This window comes from Ralstonia sp. SA306 (genome assembly GCF_054792405.1).
Map to the genome: position 1 here is coordinate 1620952 of NZ_CP096451.1, position 21637 is coordinate 1642588.

Below are 21637 nucleotides of genomic sequence, written 5' to 3' on the forward strand. Positions count from 1 at the left end.
GTGACTGGCCACGCGGCAAGCACACGTTGGCCGTATAATTTCGGGCTTCCCGGCAAGCGCCAAGCTTGCCCGCTGACCAGCCCAACACCGCCGCCCCACACCGTGAATCCGCGCCTGTCCGCCCTGCAGCCGTATCCGTTCGAGAAACTGAAAGCGCTCGTCAAGGACGTGACGCCCAGCGCCGTCCATACGCCGATCAGCTTCGGCATCGGCGAGCCCAAGCATCCGACGCCGGCCCTGGTGAAAGACGCGCTGACGGCAGCGCTCGGCGGGCTGGCGAATTATCCCACGACGCTCGGCTCCGATGCACTGCGACAGTGCATCGCCGCATGGCTGGAACGCCGCTACGGCTTGCCCAAGGTCGATCCGGCCACCGAGGTCATCCCGGTCAACGGCTCGCGCGAGGCGCTGTTCTCGTTTGCGCAGACCGTGATTGACGGCAGCAAGCCGGGCGCGCGCGTGCTGTGCCCGAACCCGTTCTACCAGATCTACGAAGGCTCGGCGCTGCTGGCCGGCGCCACGCCCCTGTTCGCGAACAGCGACCCGGCGCGCAACTACGCGCCCGATTTCGCGGCGATCACGCCGGAAGAATGGCGCAACGTGCAGCTCGTGTTCGTCTGCAGCCCGGGCAACCCGACCGGCGCCGTGCTCACGCTGGAAGACTGGAAACAACTCTTCGCGCTATCCGACGAATACGGCTTCGTCATCGCCTCGGACGAGTGCTATTCCGAAATCTATTTCGACGAGGCCAACCCGCCGCTGGGCGCGCTGCAGGCCGCGCATCAGCTGGGCCGCGGCTTTGACCGCCTGGTGATGTTCTCCAGCCTGTCCAAGCGCTCCAACGTGCCGGGCATGCGCTCCGGTTTCGTGGCCGGCGACGCCAAGCTGCTCAAGGCCTACCTGCTGTATCGCACGTATCACGGCAGCGCGATGAGCCCGTCGGTGCAATCCGCTAGCATCGCTGCGTGGAACGACGAGGCCCACGTGCGCGACAACCGCGCGCAGTACGTCAAGAAGTTCCAGCAGGTCACGCCGATGCTGGCCGAGGTGCTGGACGTGGCGCTGCCAGATGCGGCCTTTTACCTGTGGGCCAACGTCAAACGCACAGGTCTGTCGGACACCGAATTCGCACGCCAACTGCTGGCGGCCAAGAACGTCGCCGTGTTGCCGGGCAGCTACCTCGCCCGCGAGGCGCACGGTACGAATCCGGGCCAGGACTACGTGCGCATCGCGCTGGTGGCCGGCGTGGACGAATGCCTGGAAGGCGCGCGCCGGATCGTCGAGTTCTGCCAGCAGCGCTGACCCCTTACCCTTTTTCGAATTTCTCCTAGAGCGAACACAGCCATGACGCAACAACTGCAATCCCTGATCGATCAAGCGTGGGAAGACCGCGCCAACCTGTCGCCCAAGGCCGCTCCGGCCGATGTCCGTGAAGCCGTCGCCAACGTGATCGGCCAGCTCGATCGTGGCGCGCTGCGCGTGGCCGAGAAGAAGGACGGCGAGTGGATCGTCAATCAGTGGATCAAGAAGGCCGTGCTGCTGTCGTTCCGCCTGGAAGACAACGCCCCGATGGCTGCTGGTGGCTTTACGCAGTTCTACGACAAGGTGCCGAGCAAGTTCGCCAACTACACGGCTGAAGACTTTGCCGCTGGCGGCTTCCGCGTGGTGCCGCCGGCTGTGGCGCGCCGTGGCTCGTTCATCGCCAAGAATGCCGTGCTGATGCCGTCGTACGTGAACATCGGCGCTTATGTTGACGAAGGCACGATGGTCGACACGTGGGCCACCGTCGGTTCGTGCGCACAGATCGGCAAGAACGTTCACCTGTCGGGCGGCGTGGGCATTGGCGGCGTGCTGGAGCCGCTGCAGGCCAACCCGGTCATCATCGAAGACAACTGCTTCATCGGCGCGCGCTCGGAAGTGGTGGAAGGCGTGATCGTCGAAGAAAACTCGGTGATCTCGATGGGCGTGTATCTGGGCCAGTCGACCAAGATCTACGACCGCGAAACCGGTGAAGTCAGCTACGGCCGCATTCCCGCGGGCTCGGTGGTGGTGGCGGGCAACCTGCCGTCGAAGGATGGCACGCACAGCCTGTACTGCGCCGTGATCGTCAAGAAGGTGGACGCGAAGACGCGTGCCAAGGTTGGCCTGAACGAGCTGCTGCGCGGCGACTGAGCGCCAGCGCAAGGCATGCCTGCTAGGCTTGCAGGCATGCCAACCACTTGAAGCGCAACCATGTCCGAACGCAATGCCATCGGCACCCGCTTCGGCAAGCTGCGCCAACGCATCATGGGTCTTGATCCAAACACCATCGGTACTGTCCTGTCGCTGCTGCCAACCATCCTGGAGCAGGCGAACAAGACCATCGACAAGTTCAAGAACCGCAAGAAGACCGGCGCCGACGCTGCCCGCGCAGAGGGCGCCGTGCCCGACCCGAATACACGGATTGCCGAGCTGGAAGCGGCGATCCTGCAGCAGGCCGAATCCGTCAAGCTGCTGGCCGAACAGCACGCCATCACCATCGACGCCCTGCGCGACGAGGCCGCGCGGCTGGAGCGCCGCCTCAAGCGCATGACGTGGCTGGCGTCTGTCGGTTTTGCACTGGCCGTTGCAGCCCTCTCCTTTGCCCTGCAAGCCTCTCGACACTGATTGCGAATCCCACCATGACGACCCTGCATGGCATCCCCAATTGCGACACCGTGAAGAAAGCCCGCACGTGGCTCGAATCGAACGGCGTTGCCTACACCTTTCACGATTTCAAGAAGCAGGGCGTGAGCGCCGACATGCTGGCCGGCTGGCTCAAGCATGTGCCGCTCACCACGCTGCTCAATCGCAAGGGCACCACGTGGCGCGCCCTGTCGGATGCCGACAAGACGCGTGCCGAAGACGAGGCTGGCGCCATCGCGCTGATGCAGGCCAACCCATCGCTGATCAAGCGTCCGGTGCTGGTGCACGGCAAGACCGTCAACGTCGGCTTCTCGGCGGATCAGTACGCCGCCCTGTTCTAACCACAACAACATCACCGTGACCGTCGTCATGTCGAACATGCTGCCCACGCTTGCCCTCACCGAAGACCTGATCCGCCGCCGCTCCGTCACGCCCGAAGACAAGGGCTGCCAGGATGTGCTGGTCGAACGCCTGACCGCTGCCGGCTTCGAATGCGAAACCGTGGTCAGCGGCCCGGACCACTTTCGCGTGACCAACCTGTGGGCCGTCAAGCGCGGCCGGGCTGGCACGGATGGCAAACTGCTCGTCTTTGCGGGCCACACCGATGTGGTGCCCACCGGCCCGGTTGAGCAATGGCACTCCGATCCGTTCGAACCCACGCACCGCGACGGCAAGCTCTACGCGCGCGGCGCGGCAGACATGAAGACGTCGATTGCAGGCTTCGTGGTGGCATCGGAAGAATTCGTTGCCAAGCATCCCGACCACGCCGGCTCGATCGGCTTCCTGATCACCAGCGACGAAGAAGGCCCGGCGCACGATGGCACCGTCAAGGTGTGCGACCTGCTGCGCGCGCGCGGCGAGCGCCTCGATTACTGCGTGGTCGGTGAACCGACGTCGGTGTCGACGCTCGGCGATATGGTGAAGAACGGGCGACGCGGTTCGCTGTCAGGCAAGCTCACGGTCAATGGCGTGCAAGGCCACATTGCCTATCCGCACCTGGCCAAGAACCCGATCCACCTGGCTGCCCCGGCGCTGGCCGAACTCGCTGCCGCCAAGTGGGACGACGGCAATGCATACTTCCCGCCGACCACGTGGCAGATGTCGAACATCCACGGCGGCACGGGCGCGACGAACATCATTCCCGGCCACGTTACGATCGACTTCAACTTCCGCTTCTCGACCGCGAGCACGCCGGACGGGCTGAAGGCGCGCGTGCACAGCATCCTCGACGCGCACGGCCTTGACTACACGCTCGACTGGACGCTGGGCGGCGAGCCCTTCCTGACCGAGCGCGGCGACCTGTCCGAAGCCCTCTCCTCCGCCATCCAGGCCGAGTGCGGCGTGACCACCGAGCTGTCGACCACGGGCGGCACGTCGGACGGCCGCTTCATCGCCAAGATCTGCCCACAGGTGATCGAGTTCGGGCCGCCGAATGCGAGCATCCACAAGATCGACGAGCACGTGGAGGTGGCTTTCATCGAGCCGCTCAAAAACGTGTATCGCCGCGTCTTGGAAACCTTGATCGCCTGAGGTTGCCCATATGGCGCACAACGTTGAGATCAAGGCGCGTGTGCGCGATCTGGCAGCCCTCATTGAGCGCGCGGCTGCCATTGCGGATTCGGGCCCCGAACGCATCGACCAGGACGACACGTTCTTCGCCTGTGCGAATGGGCGCCTGAAGCTGCGGCAGTTCTCGCCCGAGCGCGGCGAGCTGATCCACTACTTCCGCGCTGACAGCGCCGGCCCGCGCGTGTCGAACTACCACATCGTTCCGACCACTGCGCCCGACGCCCTGCGCGACACGCTGGCCGCCGCCATCGGCACCGCCGGCCGCGTCATCAAGGTGCGCCAGCTGTATCTCGCCGGTCAGACGCGCATTCATGTGGATGCGGTGCAAGACCTCGGCGATTTCGTCGAGCTTGAGGTCGTGCTGCACGATACGCAATCCGAAGACGACGGTGTGAGGATCGCCCATCAACTGATGCACTCCCTCGGCATTGCCGAATCCGACCTGCTCGACGTAGCCTACGTCGACCTGCTCGCTGCCACCCCACGCTGAGCCACATTTCACGCCACCCATGACCACGCCTACCCTGCCCGCCTCCCACCCGTTCACGACGGTTCGCGACCTGCTGCGCTTTGCCGTGTCGCGCTTCACCGCCGCCGGCCTTGTTTTCGGCCATGGCAGCGAAAACGCCTACGACGAAGCCGCATACCTGATCCTGCACACGCTGCATCTGCCGATCGACACGCTGGAGCCGTTCATGGACGCGCGCCTGCTGCCCGAAGAAGTCGCTGCCGTGCTGAAGGTGATCGAGCGCCGCGCCGTCGACCGCGTGCCCGCCGCCTACATCACGCACGAAGCGTTCATGCACGGCATGCGCTTCTACGTGGATGAACGCGTGATCGTGCCGCGCAGCTTCATCGGCGAATTGCTCGAAGACGGGCTGGAGCCGTGGATTGATCAGGAGGACGGCCCGACCGATGTGCTGGAGTTGTGCACCGGTTCAGGCTGCCTGTCGATCCTGGCTGCGCTGCAGTGGCCCAATGCAACCATCGACGCGGTGGACCTGTCGCCGGACGCACTGGTGGTGGCCAATCGCAACGTCGCGGATTACCACCTGGAAGAGCGCATCCGCCTGCATGAAGGCGATCTGTATGCGCCGCTGCCGCCGGGCGTGCATTACGACGTGATTCTGACGAACCCGCCGTACGTGAACGAGACGTCGATGCAGGCACTACCGCCGGAATACCGCGCCGAGCCGCGCATGGCCCTGGCAGGCGGTACCGACGGTATGGACATCGTGCGTCGCATTCTGGCCGACGCACCACGCCATCTGAAGCCGCACGGCGTGCTGGTGGTGGAAATCGGCAACGAGCGTGAAAACGTTGAAGCGGCGTTCCCCGATCTTGATTTGGTCTGGCTGCCCACAAGCGCCGGCGAAGACCAGGTATTCCTGGTCACGCGCGAGGCGCTTTAAGACGCTGCGCCAGGCGCGCCTCCTGCCATTGCAGCCGGCGCGTTCCGTATCGCTGGCAAGGCAGCATCCGCTGCCCGAACAGCTGCCACGGCTTCGCGCTTCTGCATCGCGGATGCACCAAGCCTGGCGCCACAAGATGCAGCCGGGGCCAATCGCCTATGTGCCCCAATCCCTGTCTTGACTTCCCCTCGCCGTGCACTAGGGTCTGATTATGCGTGGAACGTGCGCACGCCATAAGCCAGCCGCCCGAGATTCAAGCCACGCAATCCGTCGTCCGACGACGACGCGCGTCAGGCGCGCACGCGCCTGGAAGCTCCGGGAGAACCACCATGACTCCGTGGGAAATCCAAGGGACTGAGCTCATCAACTGCAATTGCTCATACGGTTGCCCGTGCCAGTTCAACGCGCTGCCAACCAAAGGTATCTGCGAAGCGATGGGCGCGATCTCGATCGACCGCGGCTACCACGGCGATGTGCAACTCGACGGCGTGAAGATCGCGGTCTTGTTGCATTGGCCCGGCCCCATCCACGAAGGCAAAGGCAGATGTCAGCCGATCGTCGACGAGCGCGCCACCCCAGCGCAACGCGAAGCCATCCTGAAAATCATGGCAGGGCAAGATACCGAACCGTTCGCGACGATGTTTTCGGTATTCGCGTCGACGTTTGAGCAGGTATTCGATCCGATCTTCACGCAGATCGACTACGACGTCGATGTCGATGCCCGACGTGGCCGGATTCATGTCGATGGTGTATTCGATACCGTTGGCGAACCGATCCGCAATCCGGTAACGGGCGCCGAACACCGTGCCCGCATCGATCTGCCGCACGGCTTCGAATACGAACTGGCCGAGGTGGGCTCCGCCACAAGCCACTCACAGGGCAACATCGCGCTGGATCTCGAACATTCCTACGGGCAATTCGCGCGACTGCACCTGAACAACAAGGGACCGATTCGGCATCGCACCGCTGCATGAGCGGCCTCGAAAGCGTCCTCCAACGCGAGCGCATCATCACGGCGCTCGGCATCGTCGCCGTCGTCGCGTTGTCGTGGTGGTATCTGTGGACGGGTGCAGGCATGGGGATGTCTGCACTCGACATGACGGCACTCACGCTGTTTCCGCATCGATTGCCGGGCGCCATCGGCGGCATGGATACATCGCTGTCGACCGTGGCCTTGATGTGGTGGGTGATGATGACCGCGATGATGACGCCCAGCGCGGCGCCGCTCATCCTGCTGTATCGGCGTGTTCTACGGCACCACGGCACGGCCGAATCCAGGTCGGCAATCCTCTCGGTGTGTCTTCTGGCGGGTTACCAGACTGCGTGGCTCGCCTTTTCCGTGGGTGCGGCATCGTTGCAGATGGCGCTGCAGCCGACGGGCCTCATTTCACAAATGATGCTGTGGTCAAAGAGCGCGGTGCTCTCCGCAATAGTGCTAGCAGCGGCGGGGGCGTATCAGTTCTCTGCGCTCAAGCGCACGTGCCTGGCGCAGTGCCGCTCGCCGGTAGGCTTCCTGACCGCGCATTGGCGCCCTGGCGCTGCAGGCAGCTTCTTGCTAGGCATGCACCACGGCGCCTACTGCGTAGGCTGCTGCTGGGTGCTGATGGCGTTGCTGTTTGTGGGCGGCATCATGAATCTCGTCTGGATTGCCGCTCTGTCCCTGGTCGTTTTTGTGGAGAAGATCCTGCCACGCGGCGCACAGGTCGGCCGCGTGCTGGGCGTTGTGCTGATTGCCTGGGCAGGTGCAACGCTGCTGGTTTGATCCCGTGCTGCTGGCATGCAGCGGCCCGAATACCGCGCGTATGACAGCCGTCAGACCGTCAGGCCATCAGGACGTCACCTCGTCACACGCATCCTTCACCACGCAGATACTAAAACGTTTGTCGAATACCTGGCCGCTCGGGCAATGGTCGAAGACCGCCTGCGACTGTGCGTCGCAGGTGGCGTAGGCAGTGGTGCAATTGGTGCGGACCGGTTGCTTGGGGCCACGGTTGGTGCCGTCGTCCAACATGAAGCGCGCGGATGGCCCGGGGCATTTGAACTCTGCGGCGGCCTTGGCCAGCGCGGCGGCCGCCTTTTCGGCTTTGGAAGTCTGCGGCGTCGGTGGGGTCGATGGCGACGGGCGGCGTTCGCAGGCTGTTAGCGCAAGCGCACAGAGCAGCATGCCGAGTGTGAGTGCGCGGGTCATGGGGGGCTCCTTCGGGGTTGGATATCCTGAAGTTTACGCTTGGGTAGGCGTTTTTTGGTCCATCCCTATTTCGTCCCCTGCCGGGACCGACCTCCTTTCTTTGTCTTGCCAAAGAAAGGTAGGCAAAGAAAGGCGCGCGTGGGATGGCGCCATGACTTGCGCCGCGCCTTTCTCAGCGCAGCATCGCGGACATGGCGGACAGGCTGTTGAGCATGCGCACGGCATGTTCGACGGAGTCGGCGGCGAAGCGCAGCATCGTGCCGTCTACGCGTTCCAAGGCGGGCCACTGGCAGAACAGGTCAGCCAGTGCCGGCGTTTGCGTTTGCAGGCGGCACACGATCGGGCCCCGGATGCGCAGCGGCATGCTGAAGTGCCCGCGCTGTACCGTTGCCTTCACCGCCGCATAGATGGCTTCGCACGACTGCTCTGGCGAGAGCGATGTCCCGGCGTTCTGCCCCTCGGCCTGCTTGGTCTCGACAAACGTGGTGTGCGGCAGCAGCGGCTTCGTTTCCCTGATGAACACATCGTCGCCGCTGGCAACGGCAACCGGCACGCCGCGCTCGCCAGCCAGGGCACCGTAGAGTCCAGCCTCACCCAACTCCTGCTCGTTGAACCAGACGCGCGCAAACGCAAAGCTGTTGATGGTGTGCGCCAGCACGCCACGGCTGCCAGCACGGGCGTGGTAGCCGATCATGCAGACGGCGTCGCAGCCGTCCACGCCGGCCATCATGCTCAGGTAACGCGGCTTGCCGAGTACGAAGCGTGCGCGGCGGTCGATGGAATCGGGGATGAGGTTGCGGAAACCACCGTGCGAATCGTTGACCAGTACGTCGGTGGCGCCGCCATCGAAGGCGCCACGGACGGCCGCGTCGGCTTCTGCGGTCATCCAGCGGCGGGCGCGTTCGTATTCAGCGTTACCGGCACGCGTTTGCTCGGGGTGGAACACGTTGGCTACGCCTTCGATATCGGCGGAGATCAGGATTCGCATGGGGTCAGGTCAGAGCAATTCGGTCAGTGCGCGGCGCGTGTTGCCGTCGCGGCCGGTGACGGCCGTCGCGTGGAACAGGGCGTGCACGATGGCTTGTTCGACGCTGTCGGCGGCGGCCTGGAACAGCGGGTCGAGATGCGATTCGTGCATCATGGCGACCGCCGGCATGGCGCGGCTGCCTTCGTGCGGCACGGTGTAGGCGGTGGAGAATGCCAGCGCGATGTCGCCGCTGCCATGACCGAAAACGGAGCCAGTGCGTGCCAGACCGGCGCCTGCGCGCAAGGCAAGACGGCGCAACTGGCGTGCATCCAGCGGCGCGTCGGTGGCGAGCAGCATGATGATCGAGCCTTTCTCCGGCTCCGGGGTGCCGGCGGCCAGCGCTTTCGCTAGCGCCGCACCGACGTGGCGCCCAGCAAGCGTCAGATTCTCAGTCACACCAAAGTTGGACAGCACCAGCGCGCCGACCGTGCGTTGCGCGCCGTCGGCGAGCGTCAGCACACGCGAAGCCGTGCCGATACCACCCTTCACGCCAAACGAAGACATCCCCCGCCCTGCACCGACCGCACCCTGCTCGAACATCTCGGCTGCCGCAGCGCAGGCCGCGTCGTAGTGAACGTCCTGCACAGCAAACGCCTGCAGGTCGTTCAGGTAGCCGTCGTTGCATTCGAAAACGAGCGGATTGACGGTCGACCATGCGCGACCGATCTGCGGGTTGGCCGCGATGGCCTGGCGGATCTGCGCCTGCGCCACGGCGCCCACGGCAAACGTGTTGGTCAGCGCGATCGGCGTTTCCAGCACGCCCAGCTCATCCACCTGCACCAGGCCGATGCTCTTGCCGAAGCCGTTGAGCACCACGCTGGCCGCAGGCACCTTGTCGCGGAACGGGTCACCCGCATGGGGGCGCACCACAGACACGCCGGTCTGGATGTCACCGCCGGCAATGGTGGCGTGGCCGACGGTCACCCCGGCCACGTCGGTGATGCTGTTGCGTGTGCCGGCTTGCAGCGCGCCGATATGCGGAAGGCTTAGAGACATGCGAACAACTCAGCGACGGTCGATCTTCGGGTCTAGCGCGTCGCGCAGGCCGTCGCCCAACAGGTTGAACGCCAGCACGGTCAGGAAGATCGCCAGGCTCGGGAAGATGGCCACGTGCGGCGCCGTCACCATGTCGGCGCGCGCCTCGTTCAGCATCGCGCCCCATTCCGGCGTGGGCGGTTGTGCGCCCAGGCCCAGGAACGAGAGGCTGGCCGCGGTGATGATCGAGGTGCCGATCCGCATCGAGAAATACACGACGACGGACGAGATCGTGCCCGGCAGGATATGCCGCATGATGATCGTCCAGTCGGACGCGCCAATGCTGCGCGCGGCCTCCACATACGTCAGGTGCTTGAGCATGAGCGTGTTGCCGCGAACCAGCCGCGCAAATGCCGGAATGCTGAACACCGCCACGGCAAAGATCACGTTGATCATGCCGTTGCCCAGGATGGCCACGATGCCGATGGCCAGCAGAATGCCCGGGAAGGCGAACAGCACGTCGGAGATGCGCATGACGATGCGGTCCCACCAGCCTTCGTAGTAGCCGGCCAGCAGGCCGAGCATGGTGCCCACGATGGCGCCGATGATGACCGACACAAAGCCCGCTTCCAGCGAGATGCGCGTGCCCATCAGGATGCGGCTGAAGATATCGCGGCCCAGCGAGTCGACGCCAAACCAATGCTGCGCCGACGGGCCCGCGTTGAGCGCGTCGTAGTCGAAATAGTTTTCCGGGTCGAACGGCACGATGTGCGGCGCGAGGATGGCGATCACCGCCAGCGCGATCACGAACACACCGGCGCCCATCGCCAGATGCTGCTTGCGGAACTTGCGCCAGAACTCTGTCCAGGGGGTGCGGACGGGTTCGGCAACGGTTTGCGGCGCGACCGCCGGGCTTGCGGCTTGTGTCATGGCGGTCTCCTTACTTCTTGTAGCGGATGGTCGGGTTGATCACGGTGTACAGCATGTCCACAACCAGGTTGATCAGGATGAACTCCAGCGAGAACAGCAGCACCTCGGCCTGGATGATGGGGTAGTCGCGCATCTCGACCGCATCCACCAGCAGACGACCGAGGCCCGGCCAGTTGAACACCTTTTCCACAACGATCGAGCCGCCCAGCAGAAAGCCGAACTGCAGGCCCATCATCGTCACCACCGGGATCATCGCGTTGCGCAGGCAATGCTTGATGACCACCACCGTCTCGCGCACGCCCTTGGCACGGGCGGTGCGCACGAAATCTTCCTGCAGCACTTCCACAAACGATGCACGCGTGAAGCGCGCCATCACGGCGGCCACCGCAGCGCCCAGCGTGAGCGAAGGCAGGATGTAGTGCCGCCAGGTGTCCGCACCGATGGCCGGCAACCAGCCAAGCTGCACCGAGAACACTTCCATGAGCAGCATGCCCAGCGCGAACGCAGGGAACGAGATGCCGGACACGGCGAGCGTCATGCCCAGGCGGTCCGGCCACTTGTTGCGCCATACGGCAGACGTGATGCCAATCACCATGCCGAAGATCACCGCCCACACCATGCTGGCAATCGTCAGGTTGAGCGTGGGCCAGAAGCGCTCGCCAATCTCTTCGCTCACCGGCCGCTTGGTGCGGATGGAGTTGCCGAACTCGCCGCGCAGCGCGTTGGCGAAGAAGCGCACGAACTGCTCGTGCATCGGCTTATCGAGCCCGAGGTCAGCACGGACCAGCTCGACGGTGGCCGGGTCCGCTTCGGGGCCGGCAGCCAGTCGCGCCGGGTCGCCCGGCAACAGGTGCACGAACAGGAACACCAGCACTGCCACGATCAGCAGTGTCGGGATCACGCCCAGCACACGTTTAATGAAGTAGTTCAGCATGGCAAATCCACCGCAGGCGGCAATTCAATGGCCCGCGCAACGGGTGCGCGGGCCGGTACGGCAATGAGACTTATTGCTTGATGTCGATGTCGTCGAAGCTGAACGAACCGTCCGGTGCCACGTAGGCACCCGACAGACGCTTAGAGCGCGCGTAGACGATCTTTTCCGTCACCAGGAAGGCCCACGGTGCGTCTTCCCAGATGCGCTTCTGTGCATCGGTGTAGAGCTTCGACTTCTCAGCGCGATCGGTCGTGCGCAGTGCGCCGGCGATGTCGGCATCCACCTGCTCGTTCTTGTAGTACGCGGTGTTGAACGACTTGGGCGGCATGGCTTCTGATGCAAGCAACGGACGCAGCGCCCAGTCCGACTCACCCGTCGACGACGACCAGCCTGCGTAGTACATGCGCACGCCGGCGTCTTCCGGCTTGGGCACGCTTTCCACACGCTCGACGCGCTGGCCGGCTTCCAGCGCCAGCACCGACGTCTTGATGCCAACCTGGGCCAGTTGCTGCTGCACGAACTGGATGATCTTCTGCGCGGTCGTGTGGTTATAGGCCGACCACAGTTGCGTCTCGAAGCCGTTCGGATAGCCAGCTTCCTTCAGCAGCTCTTTCGCCTTCGCCGGGTTGTACGGCCACGGGCCCAGCTTGACGGAGTAATCGACGCCCGATGGCACCACACCTTCGGCCGGCACGGCGTAACCCGCAAACGCCACCTTGGTCAGCGCATCCTTATTGATCGCGTAGTTGATGGCCTGACGCACCTTGGGATTGTCGAACGGCTTCACCTTGGTGTTGAAGCTGACATAGCGCTGGATGATCGACGGCGCGGCAATCAGATCAACCTTGGGGCTGCTCTTGAGCACCGCAGCCTGCTCGAACGGAATCGTGAACGCAAAGTCGGCCTCGCCCGTCTGCATGATGGTGGCGCGCGTGTTGTTGTCGACCACCGGCTTCCAGGTGATGGTGTCGACCTTCGGCAGGCCGTGCTTCCAGTAGCCGTCGAACTTCTTGCCCTTCAGGTAATCGGTCTGCTTCCACTCGACAAATTCAAACGGGCCCGTGCCAACCGGATGGAAAGCGATGTCCTTGCCGTACTTCTTGAGCGCCGTGGGCGAAATCATGGCCGCCGACGGGTGGGCCAGCACGTTGATGAACGGCGAGAACGGCTCTTTGAGCGTCACGCGTGCGGTGTACGGGTCAACCACTTCGGTTTTGGCCACGCGGTTGAACAGCACGAAACGCTTGAGCTTGTTGGCCGGGTCCGTCACGCGGTCCAGGTTTGCCTTGACGGCGTTGGCATCAAACGTGGTGCCGTCGTGGAACTTCACGCCCTTGTGCAGCTTGAACGTGTAGACCAGCCCGTCCTTGCTGACTTCGTAGCTGTCGCACAGCACGTTGACCAGCTTCATGTCCTTGTCGAAGCCGAACAGGCCTTGATAGAACGACTTGGCGGCGCTGAACGACAGCGTGTCGTTAGCGTCGTACGGGTCCATCGTGGTGAAGGTCGAGTAGACCGCCATCACGGCGTCCTTGGCGGCAAAGGCCGGCATGGTGAATGCCGCCAGCGCCAGGCCGCTGGCAACCATGGCTGCGCGCGGGGCCGAAGTAAGCCGATGCGAGAATCGATTGAACATGTCCTTCCTCCTCAAAGAAGTGTTTGGCTTCACTGCGTTCTTCATTGCTTTCAATACGCGCCGCCAATCGAATGGCGGGCAACAAAGTGGTCTGGCGCCACTTGCACCAACGGCTGCACCACCGGCATGTCGCCAATGGCACGGATCGGGCTGGGAATTTCGTGCGTGGAGAGTTCTCGCTTCAGATGGCGGCGCGCCGGGTCTGCAATCGGCACGGCCGACATCAGCTTCTTCGTGTAGGGATGCTGCGGGTTTTCGAAGATGGCGCGGCGCGGGCCGATCTCAACGATCTGGCCGAGGTACATCACCGCCACGCGGTGGCTGATGCGTTCCACCACCGCCATGTCGTGCGAGATGAACAGGAACGCGACGCCAAACTCCTTCTGCAGGTCGAGCATCAGGTTGACGATCTGCGCCTGGATCGACACATCCAGCGCCGAGACCGACTCATCGGCAATCACCACCTTGGGGTTCAGCGCGAGGGCGCGCGCAATGCAGATGCGCTGGCGCTGCCCGCCCGAGAACTCGTGCGGATAGCGCGATGCATGCGCGGCCTGCAGGCCCACCTTGTCGAGCAGCCACTCCACGCGTTGCTGTGCCTCTTTGCCGGAGGCCACCTTGTGCACCAGCAGCGGCTCCATGATGGAGTAGCCGACCGGCACGCGCGGGTCCAGCGAGGCGAATGGGTCCTGGAAGATGAACTGGATGTTTCGACGCAGCGTCTGGAGCGCGGGCCCCTTCAACTCGCCGATGTTCTGGCCGGCAAATTCGATGCTGCCGCTCTGGCACTCCACCAGACGCAAGAGCGACCGTCCCGTCGTCGACTTGCCGCAGCCCGATTCGCCGACCAGCGCCAGCGTCTCACCAGGGTAGAGATCGAAACTGACCTGCTCCACCGCATGCACCCGGCGCGTGACGCGGCCGAAGACGCCCGTGGGCACGTCAAAGCGCGTGACGAGATCACGTACACGCAAAATCGGCTGCACATCATGCGACGCTGCCGATTGCGGCGTCGTATCCACCGCAGCGGACGTGCCGTCCACGCGCAACAGCGGAAAACGCGCCGGGCCATCAGTGCCTTGCATCGAGCCCAGACGCGGCACGGCCGACAGCAGCGCACGCGTGTACGGATGCGCCGGTTGTGCGAACACGGTGGCAGATGGGCCCTCTTCCACGCGGTCGCCCTTGTACATGACGAGCACGCGGTCGGCCACTTCGGCCACCACGCCCATGTCATGCGTGATGAACACGACCGCCATCTGCAGCTCCTGCTGCAGCGCGCGAATCAGTTGCAGAATTTCCGCCTGGATGGTCACGTCCAGCGCGGTGGTCGGCTCGTCGGCAATCAGCAGCGACGGTTTGCATGACAGCGCCATCGCAATCATCACGCGCTGGCGCATGCCGCCCGACAGTTGGTGCGGATAGCGCCCCAGCACATTGCGCGCTTCAGGAATGCGCACCAGCTCCAGCATGCGCAGCGCCTCAGCTTTGGCCGCGCTGGCTGATTTGCCCTGATGTAGACGAATCGATTCGGCGATCTGCTCGCCCACGGTAAACACCGGGTTGAGCGAGGTCATCGGCTCCTGGAAGATCATCGCGATATCGGCGCCACGCACACCGCGCATGGCGGCGGGGCTGGCGTTGGCCAAGTCCAGCACTTCGCCGTTGCGGCGGCGCAAGTGCATCTGCCCGCCGACGATCTTGCCGCCACCGTGCTCCACCAGCCGCATCAGCGCCAGCGACGTCACCGACTTGCCCGAGCCCGATTCGCCCACCACGGCCAGCGTCTCGCCCCGGTCTACGTGGAACGACAGGTTGCGCACTGCGTCGACCACGCGCTCAGACGTGGCAAAGCGCACGCTCAGGTCTTGCACCTGCACGATGCGCTGATCGGGCATCGCAATGACGCTGTTGGCACTTGGCTGTTTGGTTGCTGTCACGAAAACTCTCCTGCTGTCCTGCCTGGCGGCTTCGGCCTCTTACCGATAGATCGACACAACGGGCGCCTGCGCGCCGCGTGCGAACCCGCGGTACATCCCTTCTGTGTTGAACGGCAACGCGACGTTGCCTTGCGCGTCCACGGCGATCAGGCCGCCGCGGCCGTTGATGGCCATCAGCTTGCGCATGACCACGTCGTCGCTCGCGTCAGCCAGCGACTTGCCGGCGTATTCCATCTGCGCGGCAACGTCGTAGGCAGCCACGGCACGGATGAACATCTCGCCCGTGCCGGTGCACGACACCGCCGCAACGTGGTTCGCAAAGCAACCGGCGCCGACGATGGGCGTATCGCCCACCCGGCCGACCTTCTTGTTGGTGACGCCGCCCGTGGAGGTGGCAGCCGCCAGGCGCCCTTGCGCGTCGCATGCCACGGCGCCCACGGTGCCGAACTTGTTGTCCGGATCGATGGGTGCTGCTTCCTTGGCCACGAGCGACGCGGCATCGTGATCGAGCAGCGCCATGCCATCTTGCTGGCGGGCGCGCTGCCATTGGGCATAGCGCGCTTCGGTGTAGTAATAGTCCGGCTCGACAAACTCGAGGCCCTGCGCTTGCGCGAACGCCTCGGCGCCTTCGGAGGTGAACAGCACGTGTTCGCTGCGCTCCATGACGGCGCGGGCTGCGAGGATCGGGTTGCGCAGACGCTTGACGCAGGTGACTGCGCCGGCAGCCAGCGTGGCGCCATCCATGATCGACGCATCGAGTTCGTACGTGCCGGCGCTGGTCAGCACCGCGCCCTTGCCGGCGTTGAACAGCGGGCACTCTTCGAGCAGGCGCACGGCTTCGGTCACAGCATCCAGGGCGCTGCCGCCATCCACGAGGATGCGCTGCCCTGCGGCCAGGATGTCGTTAAGCGCCTGCTGGTAAGCGGCTTCCTTGTCGGCACTCATGGCCGTGCGGGTGATGGTGCCGGCGCCGCCGTGAATGGCGAGGATGGGCGTAGTCATGCGTGGCTCGATGTAAATCAGTTTTCAGCGGTGCGTTTGCGGCCGCGTCGGGTGGTTGACGGCGTGCCGGACGCGCTCGTTGCGTCATTGGCGCGCGGTACCTGGCTGGTGTGCAGCCACGGCAGTACGAATTCAGTCAGGCGCTCGGCAGACTCCAGCGAATGCGCCGAGCGATGCGCCACCGCACCGCACAGCGCTTCGAAAAGCGCCACGGCAGCGGTGTCAGACGTGGCAGAGAACTGCCGCTCCGGCCGTGCGTACAACGCAATGTCGGCCAGCGGCGCAAGCGGCGATGTAGGGCTGTCGGTCAGGGCCAGCAGTTGACAGCCTTGCTTGCCCGCCTGCTTGGCCAGCGTGATGGTGTCTGCCGCATAGCGCGGGAATGCGATGGCGATCAGCAGATCCTTCGGTCCGATCTTGCGCAGGTGGCGCGCCGCATCGGATGCGCCGCCCGGCTGCGAAACGGAGATCACCGTGTCGCAGTACAGATCGAGCCCATGGCGCAGCAGCCCGGCCAGATAGCCGCTGGCGCCAAAGCCCATCACGTAGATGCGCTGTGCGCCCAGGATGGCGTCTACCGCGCGTTCGCACGCTGCGGGGTCGAGCATGCGGCGCGTGGCGTCAAGGTTGGCGATGTCCTCGTTGAGCGAGGCGGCAAAGATCTCGGCACTGGTGGCGGGGCGCGCCAGCTCGTGGCGCAGTTTTTCTACCGGCGCGAGCGTCGCTTCGAAGCCGCGCAGCAGCCCGGCACGGAACTGCGGATAGCCGTCAAAGCCCAGCGCCAGCGCAAAGCGGTTGGCCGTGGCAATCGACATGTCCACCGCGGCGGCAAACTCGTCGATGCGCATGGTGGCAGCGCGGAACGGATTCGCCAGCACGTATTCCGCCATGCGCTGGTGCGCGGGCGTGAGCGTGGCAAGGGCCGCTCCAATGCGCTCGGAGACCGTCGCATCGGCGGCAAATGCGCCTTTCGACACATCCGTACGCTTGCTGGTGGATTTCGCCATCTTCCTGGGCCGTGAAAATTTTGTGTAAATGTATTTTCATGAATCGGCCGTGTAAAGAAAAAAACTTTCATAGAGGCCTATGGTTTTCCCTAGGTCGAAAGCCCACGCACGAATCGGGGGCGGGCGCGGCCTCGTCACGGTGCAATGCACCCGTCCAAACGCCCGCGGTGCGCCAGGATCGTGCGACGCAGCACGCTACAATCGCACCCTTCTCCGATTTGCCTTCAAGCGCAGTTTTTCGTGATCCGATTCGACGACCTCGTCCTCCAGCGTGGCACCAAGGTGCTGTTCGACCACGCCACCGCCACACTCAACCCCGGTGAACGGGTCGGCCTTGTCGGCGTAAACGGCAGCGGCAAATCCACGCTGTTTTCCATGCTGCGCGGCGAGCTGCACGCCGACGGCGGCGAAGTCGCCATCCCGCCAACCTGGCAGGTCGCCCACGTTGCGCAGGAAACGCCAGCAGTCGACCGCAGCGCGCTCGACTACACACTCGACGGCGACACCCGCCTGCGCGACATCGAACGCCGCCTCGCAGCGGCCGAAGCTGCGCACGATGGCCACGCACAGGCCGAAGCCCACACCGCCTTCGCCGATGCCGACGGCTACACCGCCCCGGCACGCGCGCAGGCGCTGCTGCTCGGCCTCGGTTTCACGATGGCGCAGACCACGCAACCCGTAGCGAGCTTCTCGGGCGGCTGGCGCATGCGCCTGAACCTTGCGCAGGCACTGATGTGCCCGTCCGATCTGCTGCTGCTCGACGAGCCGACCAACCACCTGGATTTGGACGCCGTGGTCTGGCTGGAAGACTGGCTGTCGCGCTACCCGGGCACGCTCGTCATGATTTCGCACGACCGCGAATTCCTCGACGGCGTCTGCACCGTCACGCTGCATATCGAGCACCAGAAACTCAAACGCTACGGCGGCAACTACACGCAATTCGAAACACAGCGCCTGCAGCAGATGGCGCTGCAAGAAGCGTCGTACGCACGGCAGCAGAAGCAGATCGCGCATCTCGAATCGTTCATCACGCGCTTCAAGGCCAAGGCCAGCAAGGCCAAGCAGGCGCAGAGCCGCGTCAAGGCGCTGGAGCGCATGGAGCGCCTCGCGCCCGTGCATGCGGCAGCGGGTTTCTCGTTCGAATTCCGCGAGCCCGATGCGGCGCCCAACCCCATGCTCACGTTCGAAGGCGTCGATTGCGGCTATCCCGGCCCAAGCGTCGACGAGCCCATCACCATCCTCAAACACCTGACGTTTTCGATCCAGACCGGCCAGCGCATCGGCCTGCTGGGTGCCAACGGCCAGGGCAAGTCGACGCTGGTGAAAACACTGGCGGAAACGCTGGCACCGCTGTCCGGCACGATCCGGCGCGGCAAGGGCCTGCAGATCGGCTACTTCGCTCAGCACCAGTTGGAAACGCTGGACGACCACGCCTCGCCGCTGCTGCACTTGGCGCGTCTGGCGCCTGACGTCCGTGAGCAGGAGCTGCGCGACTTTCTCGGCAGCTTCAACTTTCGCGGCGACATGGCAACCTCGCCCATCGAGCCGTTCTCGGGCGGCGAGAAGGCGCGCCTGGCGCTTGCCCTGATTGTCTGGCAGCGCCCCAACCTGCTGCTGCTCGATGAGCCGACCAACCACCTGGATCTCGACACGCGCGAAGCGCTGACGATGGCGCTGGCCCAGTTTGACGGCACGCTGATCCTCGTCTCGCACGACCGCCACCTGCTGCGCGCCACGACCGATCAATTTTTGCTCGTCGGCCAAGGCACCGTCGCCCCGTTCGACGGCGATCTGGACGATTACCGCGATTGGCTGCTCAAGCAAGCCGCGGCCAAGCGTGCGGCCGCCAGCGCGTCTGCGGCTCCGGCCGACGCGGATGGCGCACCGGCCGTCAATCGGCGTGACCAGAAACGCGAAGAGGCCGAACAGCGCCAACGCTTGGCCGCCCTACGCAAGCCGCTGCAGAAGAACGTCGACGCCATCGAGAAACGCATGGCGCCACTGCAAAAGGAAAAGGCCGACATCGAAGCCTTCCTCGCCGACGGCGCCGCGTATGAAGAAGCCAACAAGACACGCATGATGGAAAGCCTGCGCCGCCAGGCAGAACTGAACGCCGAACTCGACGAGCTGGAAGAGCGCTGGCTCGAACTGCACGAACAACTCGAACAAATCAATTGAGGCTGGCGTGCCCGGCCAAGGAGACCTGTTGATGACATCCCCCTCGCCGGACACCGCCACGCACCAGCCACTGGCCGGCGTGCGCGTGCTCGACCTCACGCGCCTGCTGCCCGGCCCGGCCGCCACGCGCCACCTGGCTGACCTCGGCGCAGAAGTCATCAAGATCGAAGACCCCGGCCCCGGCGACTACGCCCGCGACATGATGCGCTCCTCCGCCGATCGCGCGGCCGAGCGCCCGAGCCTGTTCTTCCGCTCGCTCAATCGCGGCAAGACCGAAATGCGGCTCGACCTCAAGCGCGCCGAAGACCGCGAAGCCCTCATCGAACTCGTGCGCCACGCCGATGTGCTGATCGAAAGCTTCCGCCCCGGCGTCATGGCGCGTCTCGGCGTTGGCTGGGACACGCTGCGTGCGGCCAACCCCGCGCTCGTCATGTGTTCGATCAGCGGCTACGGCCAGGACGGACCGCTCGCGCAAGCCGCCGGCCACGACATCAACTACGTCGGCTACGCGGGCATGCTCGATCAGCTCGCCAGCGCGGACGGCACGCCCATCGTCCCGAACGTGCAGATCGGCGACCTGCTGGGCGGCGCGCTCACGGCGGTGGTCGGCATCCTTGCCGCGCTGGTCGATGCGCGCGCCACCGGCCACGGCCGCTACGTTGACGTCTCCATGACGGACTCGGTGTTCGCGCACAACCTGATGGCGTTCTTTGCTGTCGGGACACGCGGCAAGGCCAGCCCAGCGGGCACCGATCTGCTCAACGGCGGCGTGCCGTGCTACGGCGTGTATCGCACGGCAGACGACCGCTTCATGGCCGTTGGCGCACTCGAATTGAAGTTCTGGCAGGTGATGTGCGACGTCATCGGCAAGCCCGCATGGAAAGACAGCCACTGGGCGCTCGGCCAGCGCGTTGGCAGCGATGAGGCACGCGCCATCCGCGGCGAACTGGCTGCGCTTTTCCTGACCGCCACGCAAGCCGAATGGACCGAACGTTTTGCCGATGTTGATTGCTGTGTCACGCCCGTGCTGCGCATGGAGGAAGCGTTGCAGCATCCGCTCTTTACCGAGCGCAACAGCGTCGTGAAGGAGAACAGCGAGCCCGTGCAGCTCGCCCTGCCGCTACGGTTTGCCGACTGACGAATCCGCGCGATCCAGCGTATCGAGCAGGCGCGCGGCTTCTTCCAGTTGATGCTGGCTGAATACGCGGATGCCGTGCTGGCGCAGCAGCGCCGCAGTCACGCCCTCGCCTTGCTGCAGTTGGCTGGAAAACGTCCCGTCGTAGAGAAATGCAGAACCGCAGGACGGGCTGCGCTCGGTAAGGACGGCGACTTGCACGCCGGCCGCCTGCGCCGCCTCCAGGGCGCGTTGCGCACCCCGCACAAAGGCCTCGGTGACATCGTGGCCGTGGTGTTCGACGACACGGGCCGCGCCGCGCAGCACCGCCGCACCACCGCCTTCGCCGTGAATCTCCGCCGGCAGTCGCGGCACCGGCAAACCGCCGGCCATCTCGGGGCACATCGGCACGATGCGTCCTTCCATCTGCCAGCGCGCCAGGATGCCGCCTTCAGTGACGACCGTGCCGCCGTCATAGCGCACCGGCTGGCCCAGCAGGCAGGCACTCACCAGTACGCGTTGCATGATCCGCGGCTCCGGCTTAGCGGCGCTCGCGGCGGATCATTCCCACCACCAGCGTCAACGAAAGAATCACCAGCCAGATCAGCGACCACACCGGCACCGACAGGCCCAGCACCGGCGGCATCGGCCCGACGCACAGGCCATCGGCTTCGAACACCTGCGGCAACCATTTGGCAGTAGGCAGCGCGTTGACCCAGTTCTCGATCGGGTCGATACCGCACGTTGCCTTCGGGTTCAGCAGCAGCGATACGTGATACCCCGCCACGCACAGGCCTGCCAGCCCCGACAGCATCCCCAGGCCATGCCACAGCAGCCGCGTGGCCGACGAAAGCGCCGCCAGCAGCGAGAACACACCAATGCCAAGGAAAGCGAACCGCTGCAAGATGCACAGCGGGCACGGCTGCAGCCCCTCGACGTGCTGCAGGTACAGCGCATAGCCGACCACCCCGAAGGAGATCACGGCAATCAGCAGGAAAAAGGCGCGTGAGTTGGCTTGCATGGCGGCGTCAATTCAGAGGAGTCGTAGAGAAAAGTTGGCG

The 21637-nt window shown here is 64.7% G+C and carries 22 protein-coding genes; 11 read left to right on the forward strand and 11 right to left on the reverse strand.

Annotation, left to right across the window (positions count from 1 at the left end):
- Nucleotides 1–102: 102 nt before the first annotated feature.
- The 9 genes from dapC to M1D44_RS07820 all read left to right on the forward strand — a co-directional run bounded on the left by dapC (nucleotide 103) and on the right by M1D44_RS07820 (nucleotide 7407).
- Nucleotides 103–1302, forward strand: a complete 1200-nt coding sequence (dapC, locus tag M1D44_RS07780; protein ID WP_112185975.1) for a succinyldiaminopimelate transaminase — start codon at nucleotides 103–105, stop codon at nucleotides 1300–1302.
- A gap of 42 nt (nucleotides 1303–1344) precedes the next feature.
- The gene (dapD, locus tag M1D44_RS07785; RefSeq protein ID WP_024975807.1) at nucleotides 1345–2172 is read left to right on the forward strand and encodes a 2,3,4,5-tetrahydropyridine-2,6-dicarboxylate N-succinyltransferase; all 828 of its coding nucleotides are present in this window, start codon (nucleotides 1345–1347) and stop codon (nucleotides 2170–2172) included.
- 60 nt (nucleotides 2173–2232) lie between these two features.
- Entirely contained in the window at nucleotides 2233–2646 is a 414-nt protein-coding gene (locus M1D44_RS07790) for a hypothetical protein (RefSeq protein ID WP_112184997.1), read from the forward strand.
- Between the two features lie 14 nt (nucleotides 2647–2660).
- Nucleotides 2661–3005 carry an arsenate reductase gene (locus M1D44_RS07795; RefSeq protein WP_024975809.1) on the forward strand — a complete coding sequence of 115 codons (345 nt, stop codon included), beginning with the start codon at nucleotides 2661–2663 and terminating at the stop codon, nucleotides 3003–3005.
- A gap of 37 nt (nucleotides 3006–3042) precedes the next feature.
- Nucleotides 3043–4194, forward strand: a complete 1152-nt coding sequence (gene dapE / locus M1D44_RS07800; RefSeq protein WP_316853811.1) for a succinyl-diaminopimelate desuccinylase — start codon at nucleotides 3043–3045, stop codon at nucleotides 4192–4194.
- Nucleotides 4195–4204: 10 nt separating this feature from the next.
- Nucleotides 4205–4723 (forward strand): class IV adenylate cyclase, encoded by a 519-nt coding sequence (locus M1D44_RS07805; protein WP_316853719.1) that lies wholly within the window; start codon nucleotides 4205–4207, stop codon nucleotides 4721–4723.
- A gap of 19 nt (nucleotides 4724–4742) precedes the next feature.
- Complete coding sequence (gene prmB / locus M1D44_RS07810) at nucleotides 4743–5645, forward strand: 50S ribosomal protein L3 N(5)-glutamine methyltransferase (RefSeq protein WP_024975812.1); 903 nt, start codon at nucleotides 4743–4745, stop codon at nucleotides 5643–5645.
- 329 nt (nucleotides 5646–5974) lie between these two features.
- Nucleotides 5975–6619 (forward strand): DUF1326 domain-containing protein, encoded by a 645-nt coding sequence (locus tag M1D44_RS07815; protein ID WP_112185005.1) that lies wholly within the window; start codon nucleotides 5975–5977, stop codon nucleotides 6617–6619.
- Complete coding sequence (locus tag M1D44_RS07820) at nucleotides 6616–7407, forward strand: DUF2182 domain-containing protein (RefSeq protein ID WP_316853720.1); 792 nt, start codon at nucleotides 6616–6618, stop codon at nucleotides 7405–7407. Before M1D44_RS07815 ends, M1D44_RS07820 begins: the two co-directional genes overlap by 4 nt.
- Nucleotides 7408–7473: 66 nt before the next feature.
- On the opposite strand, the gene M1D44_RS07825 is transcribed toward M1D44_RS07820, so the two are convergent.
- The 9 genes from M1D44_RS07825 to M1D44_RS07865 all read right to left on the reverse strand — a co-directional run bounded on the left by M1D44_RS07825 (nucleotide 7474) and on the right by M1D44_RS07865 (nucleotide 17284).
- Complete coding sequence (locus M1D44_RS07825; RefSeq protein WP_024975815.1) at nucleotides 7474–7833, reverse strand: chitin-binding domain-containing protein; 360 nt, start codon at nucleotides 7831–7833, stop codon at nucleotides 7474–7476.
- A gap of 172 nt (nucleotides 7834–8005) precedes the next feature.
- Nucleotides 8006–8821, reverse strand: coding sequence for a M55 family metallopeptidase (locus M1D44_RS07830; RefSeq protein WP_024975816.1), 816 nt, complete (start codon nucleotides 8819–8821; stop codon nucleotides 8006–8008).
- A 9-nt stretch (nucleotides 8822–8830) separates the two neighbouring features.
- Entirely contained in the window at nucleotides 8831–9856 is a 1026-nt protein-coding gene (locus M1D44_RS07835; protein ID WP_112185009.1) for a DmpA family aminopeptidase, read from the reverse strand.
- Between the two features lie 9 nt (nucleotides 9857–9865).
- On the reverse strand, nucleotides 9866–10765 hold the full coding sequence (gsiD, locus tag M1D44_RS07840; protein WP_112185011.1) for a glutathione ABC transporter permease GsiD: 900 nt from the start codon (nucleotides 10763–10765) through the stop codon (nucleotides 9866–9868).
- Between the two features lie 10 nt (nucleotides 10766–10775).
- Nucleotides 10776–11699 (reverse strand): glutathione ABC transporter permease GsiC, encoded by a 924-nt coding sequence (gene gsiC, locus M1D44_RS07845; RefSeq protein WP_024975819.1) that lies wholly within the window; start codon nucleotides 11697–11699, stop codon nucleotides 10776–10778.
- Nucleotides 11700–11769: 70 nt separating this feature from the next.
- A complete protein-coding gene (gene gsiB, locus M1D44_RS07850; RefSeq protein ID WP_316853721.1) occupies nucleotides 11770–13335 on the reverse strand; it encodes a glutathione ABC transporter substrate-binding protein GsiB in 1566 nt (521 codons plus the stop codon).
- 50 nt (nucleotides 13336–13385) lie between these two features.
- The gene (locus tag M1D44_RS07855; protein WP_428984670.1) at nucleotides 13386–15233 is read right to left on the reverse strand and encodes a dipeptide ABC transporter ATP-binding protein; all 1848 of its coding nucleotides are present in this window, start codon (nucleotides 15231–15233) and stop codon (nucleotides 13386–13388) included.
- A gap of 81 nt (nucleotides 15234–15314) precedes the next feature.
- Nucleotides 15315–16277 (reverse strand): isoaspartyl peptidase/L-asparaginase family protein, encoded by a 963-nt coding sequence (locus tag M1D44_RS07860; protein ID WP_024975822.1) that lies wholly within the window; start codon nucleotides 16275–16277, stop codon nucleotides 15315–15317.
- 17 nt (nucleotides 16278–16294) lie between these two features.
- Nucleotides 16295–17284 (reverse strand): MurR/RpiR family transcriptional regulator, encoded by a 990-nt coding sequence (locus M1D44_RS07865; RefSeq protein WP_024975823.1) that lies wholly within the window; start codon nucleotides 17282–17284, stop codon nucleotides 16295–16297.
- 240 nt (nucleotides 17285–17524) lie between these two features.
- On the opposite strand from M1D44_RS07865, the gene M1D44_RS07870 reads away from it, so the two are divergent.
- Together M1D44_RS07870 and M1D44_RS07875 are read left to right on the forward strand one after the other, a co-directional pair.
- Nucleotides 17525–19462 (forward strand): ATP-binding cassette domain-containing protein, encoded by a 1938-nt coding sequence (locus M1D44_RS07870; protein ID WP_024975824.1) that lies wholly within the window; start codon nucleotides 17525–17527, stop codon nucleotides 19460–19462.
- A gap of 31 nt (nucleotides 19463–19493) precedes the next feature.
- Nucleotides 19494–20600, forward strand: a complete 1107-nt coding sequence (locus M1D44_RS07875) for a CaiB/BaiF CoA transferase family protein (RefSeq protein ID WP_316853723.1) — start codon at nucleotides 19494–19496, stop codon at nucleotides 20598–20600.
- Here the strand turns inward: M1D44_RS07875 and M1D44_RS07880 are convergent.
- Both M1D44_RS07880 and M1D44_RS07885 read right to left on the reverse strand, forming a co-directional pair.
- Nucleotides 20583–21101: a 2-thiouracil desulfurase family protein gene (locus M1D44_RS07880; protein WP_316853724.1), complete on the reverse strand. Its 519-nt coding sequence runs from the start codon at nucleotides 21099–21101 to the stop codon at nucleotides 20583–20585. The genes M1D44_RS07875 and M1D44_RS07880 overlap by 18 nt on opposite strands.
- A gap of 16 nt (nucleotides 21102–21117) precedes the next feature.
- A complete protein-coding gene (locus tag M1D44_RS07885) occupies nucleotides 21118–21597 on the reverse strand; it encodes a disulfide bond formation protein B (RefSeq protein WP_024975827.1) in 480 nt (159 codons plus the stop codon).
- Nucleotides 21598–21637 lie beyond the last annotated feature (40 nt).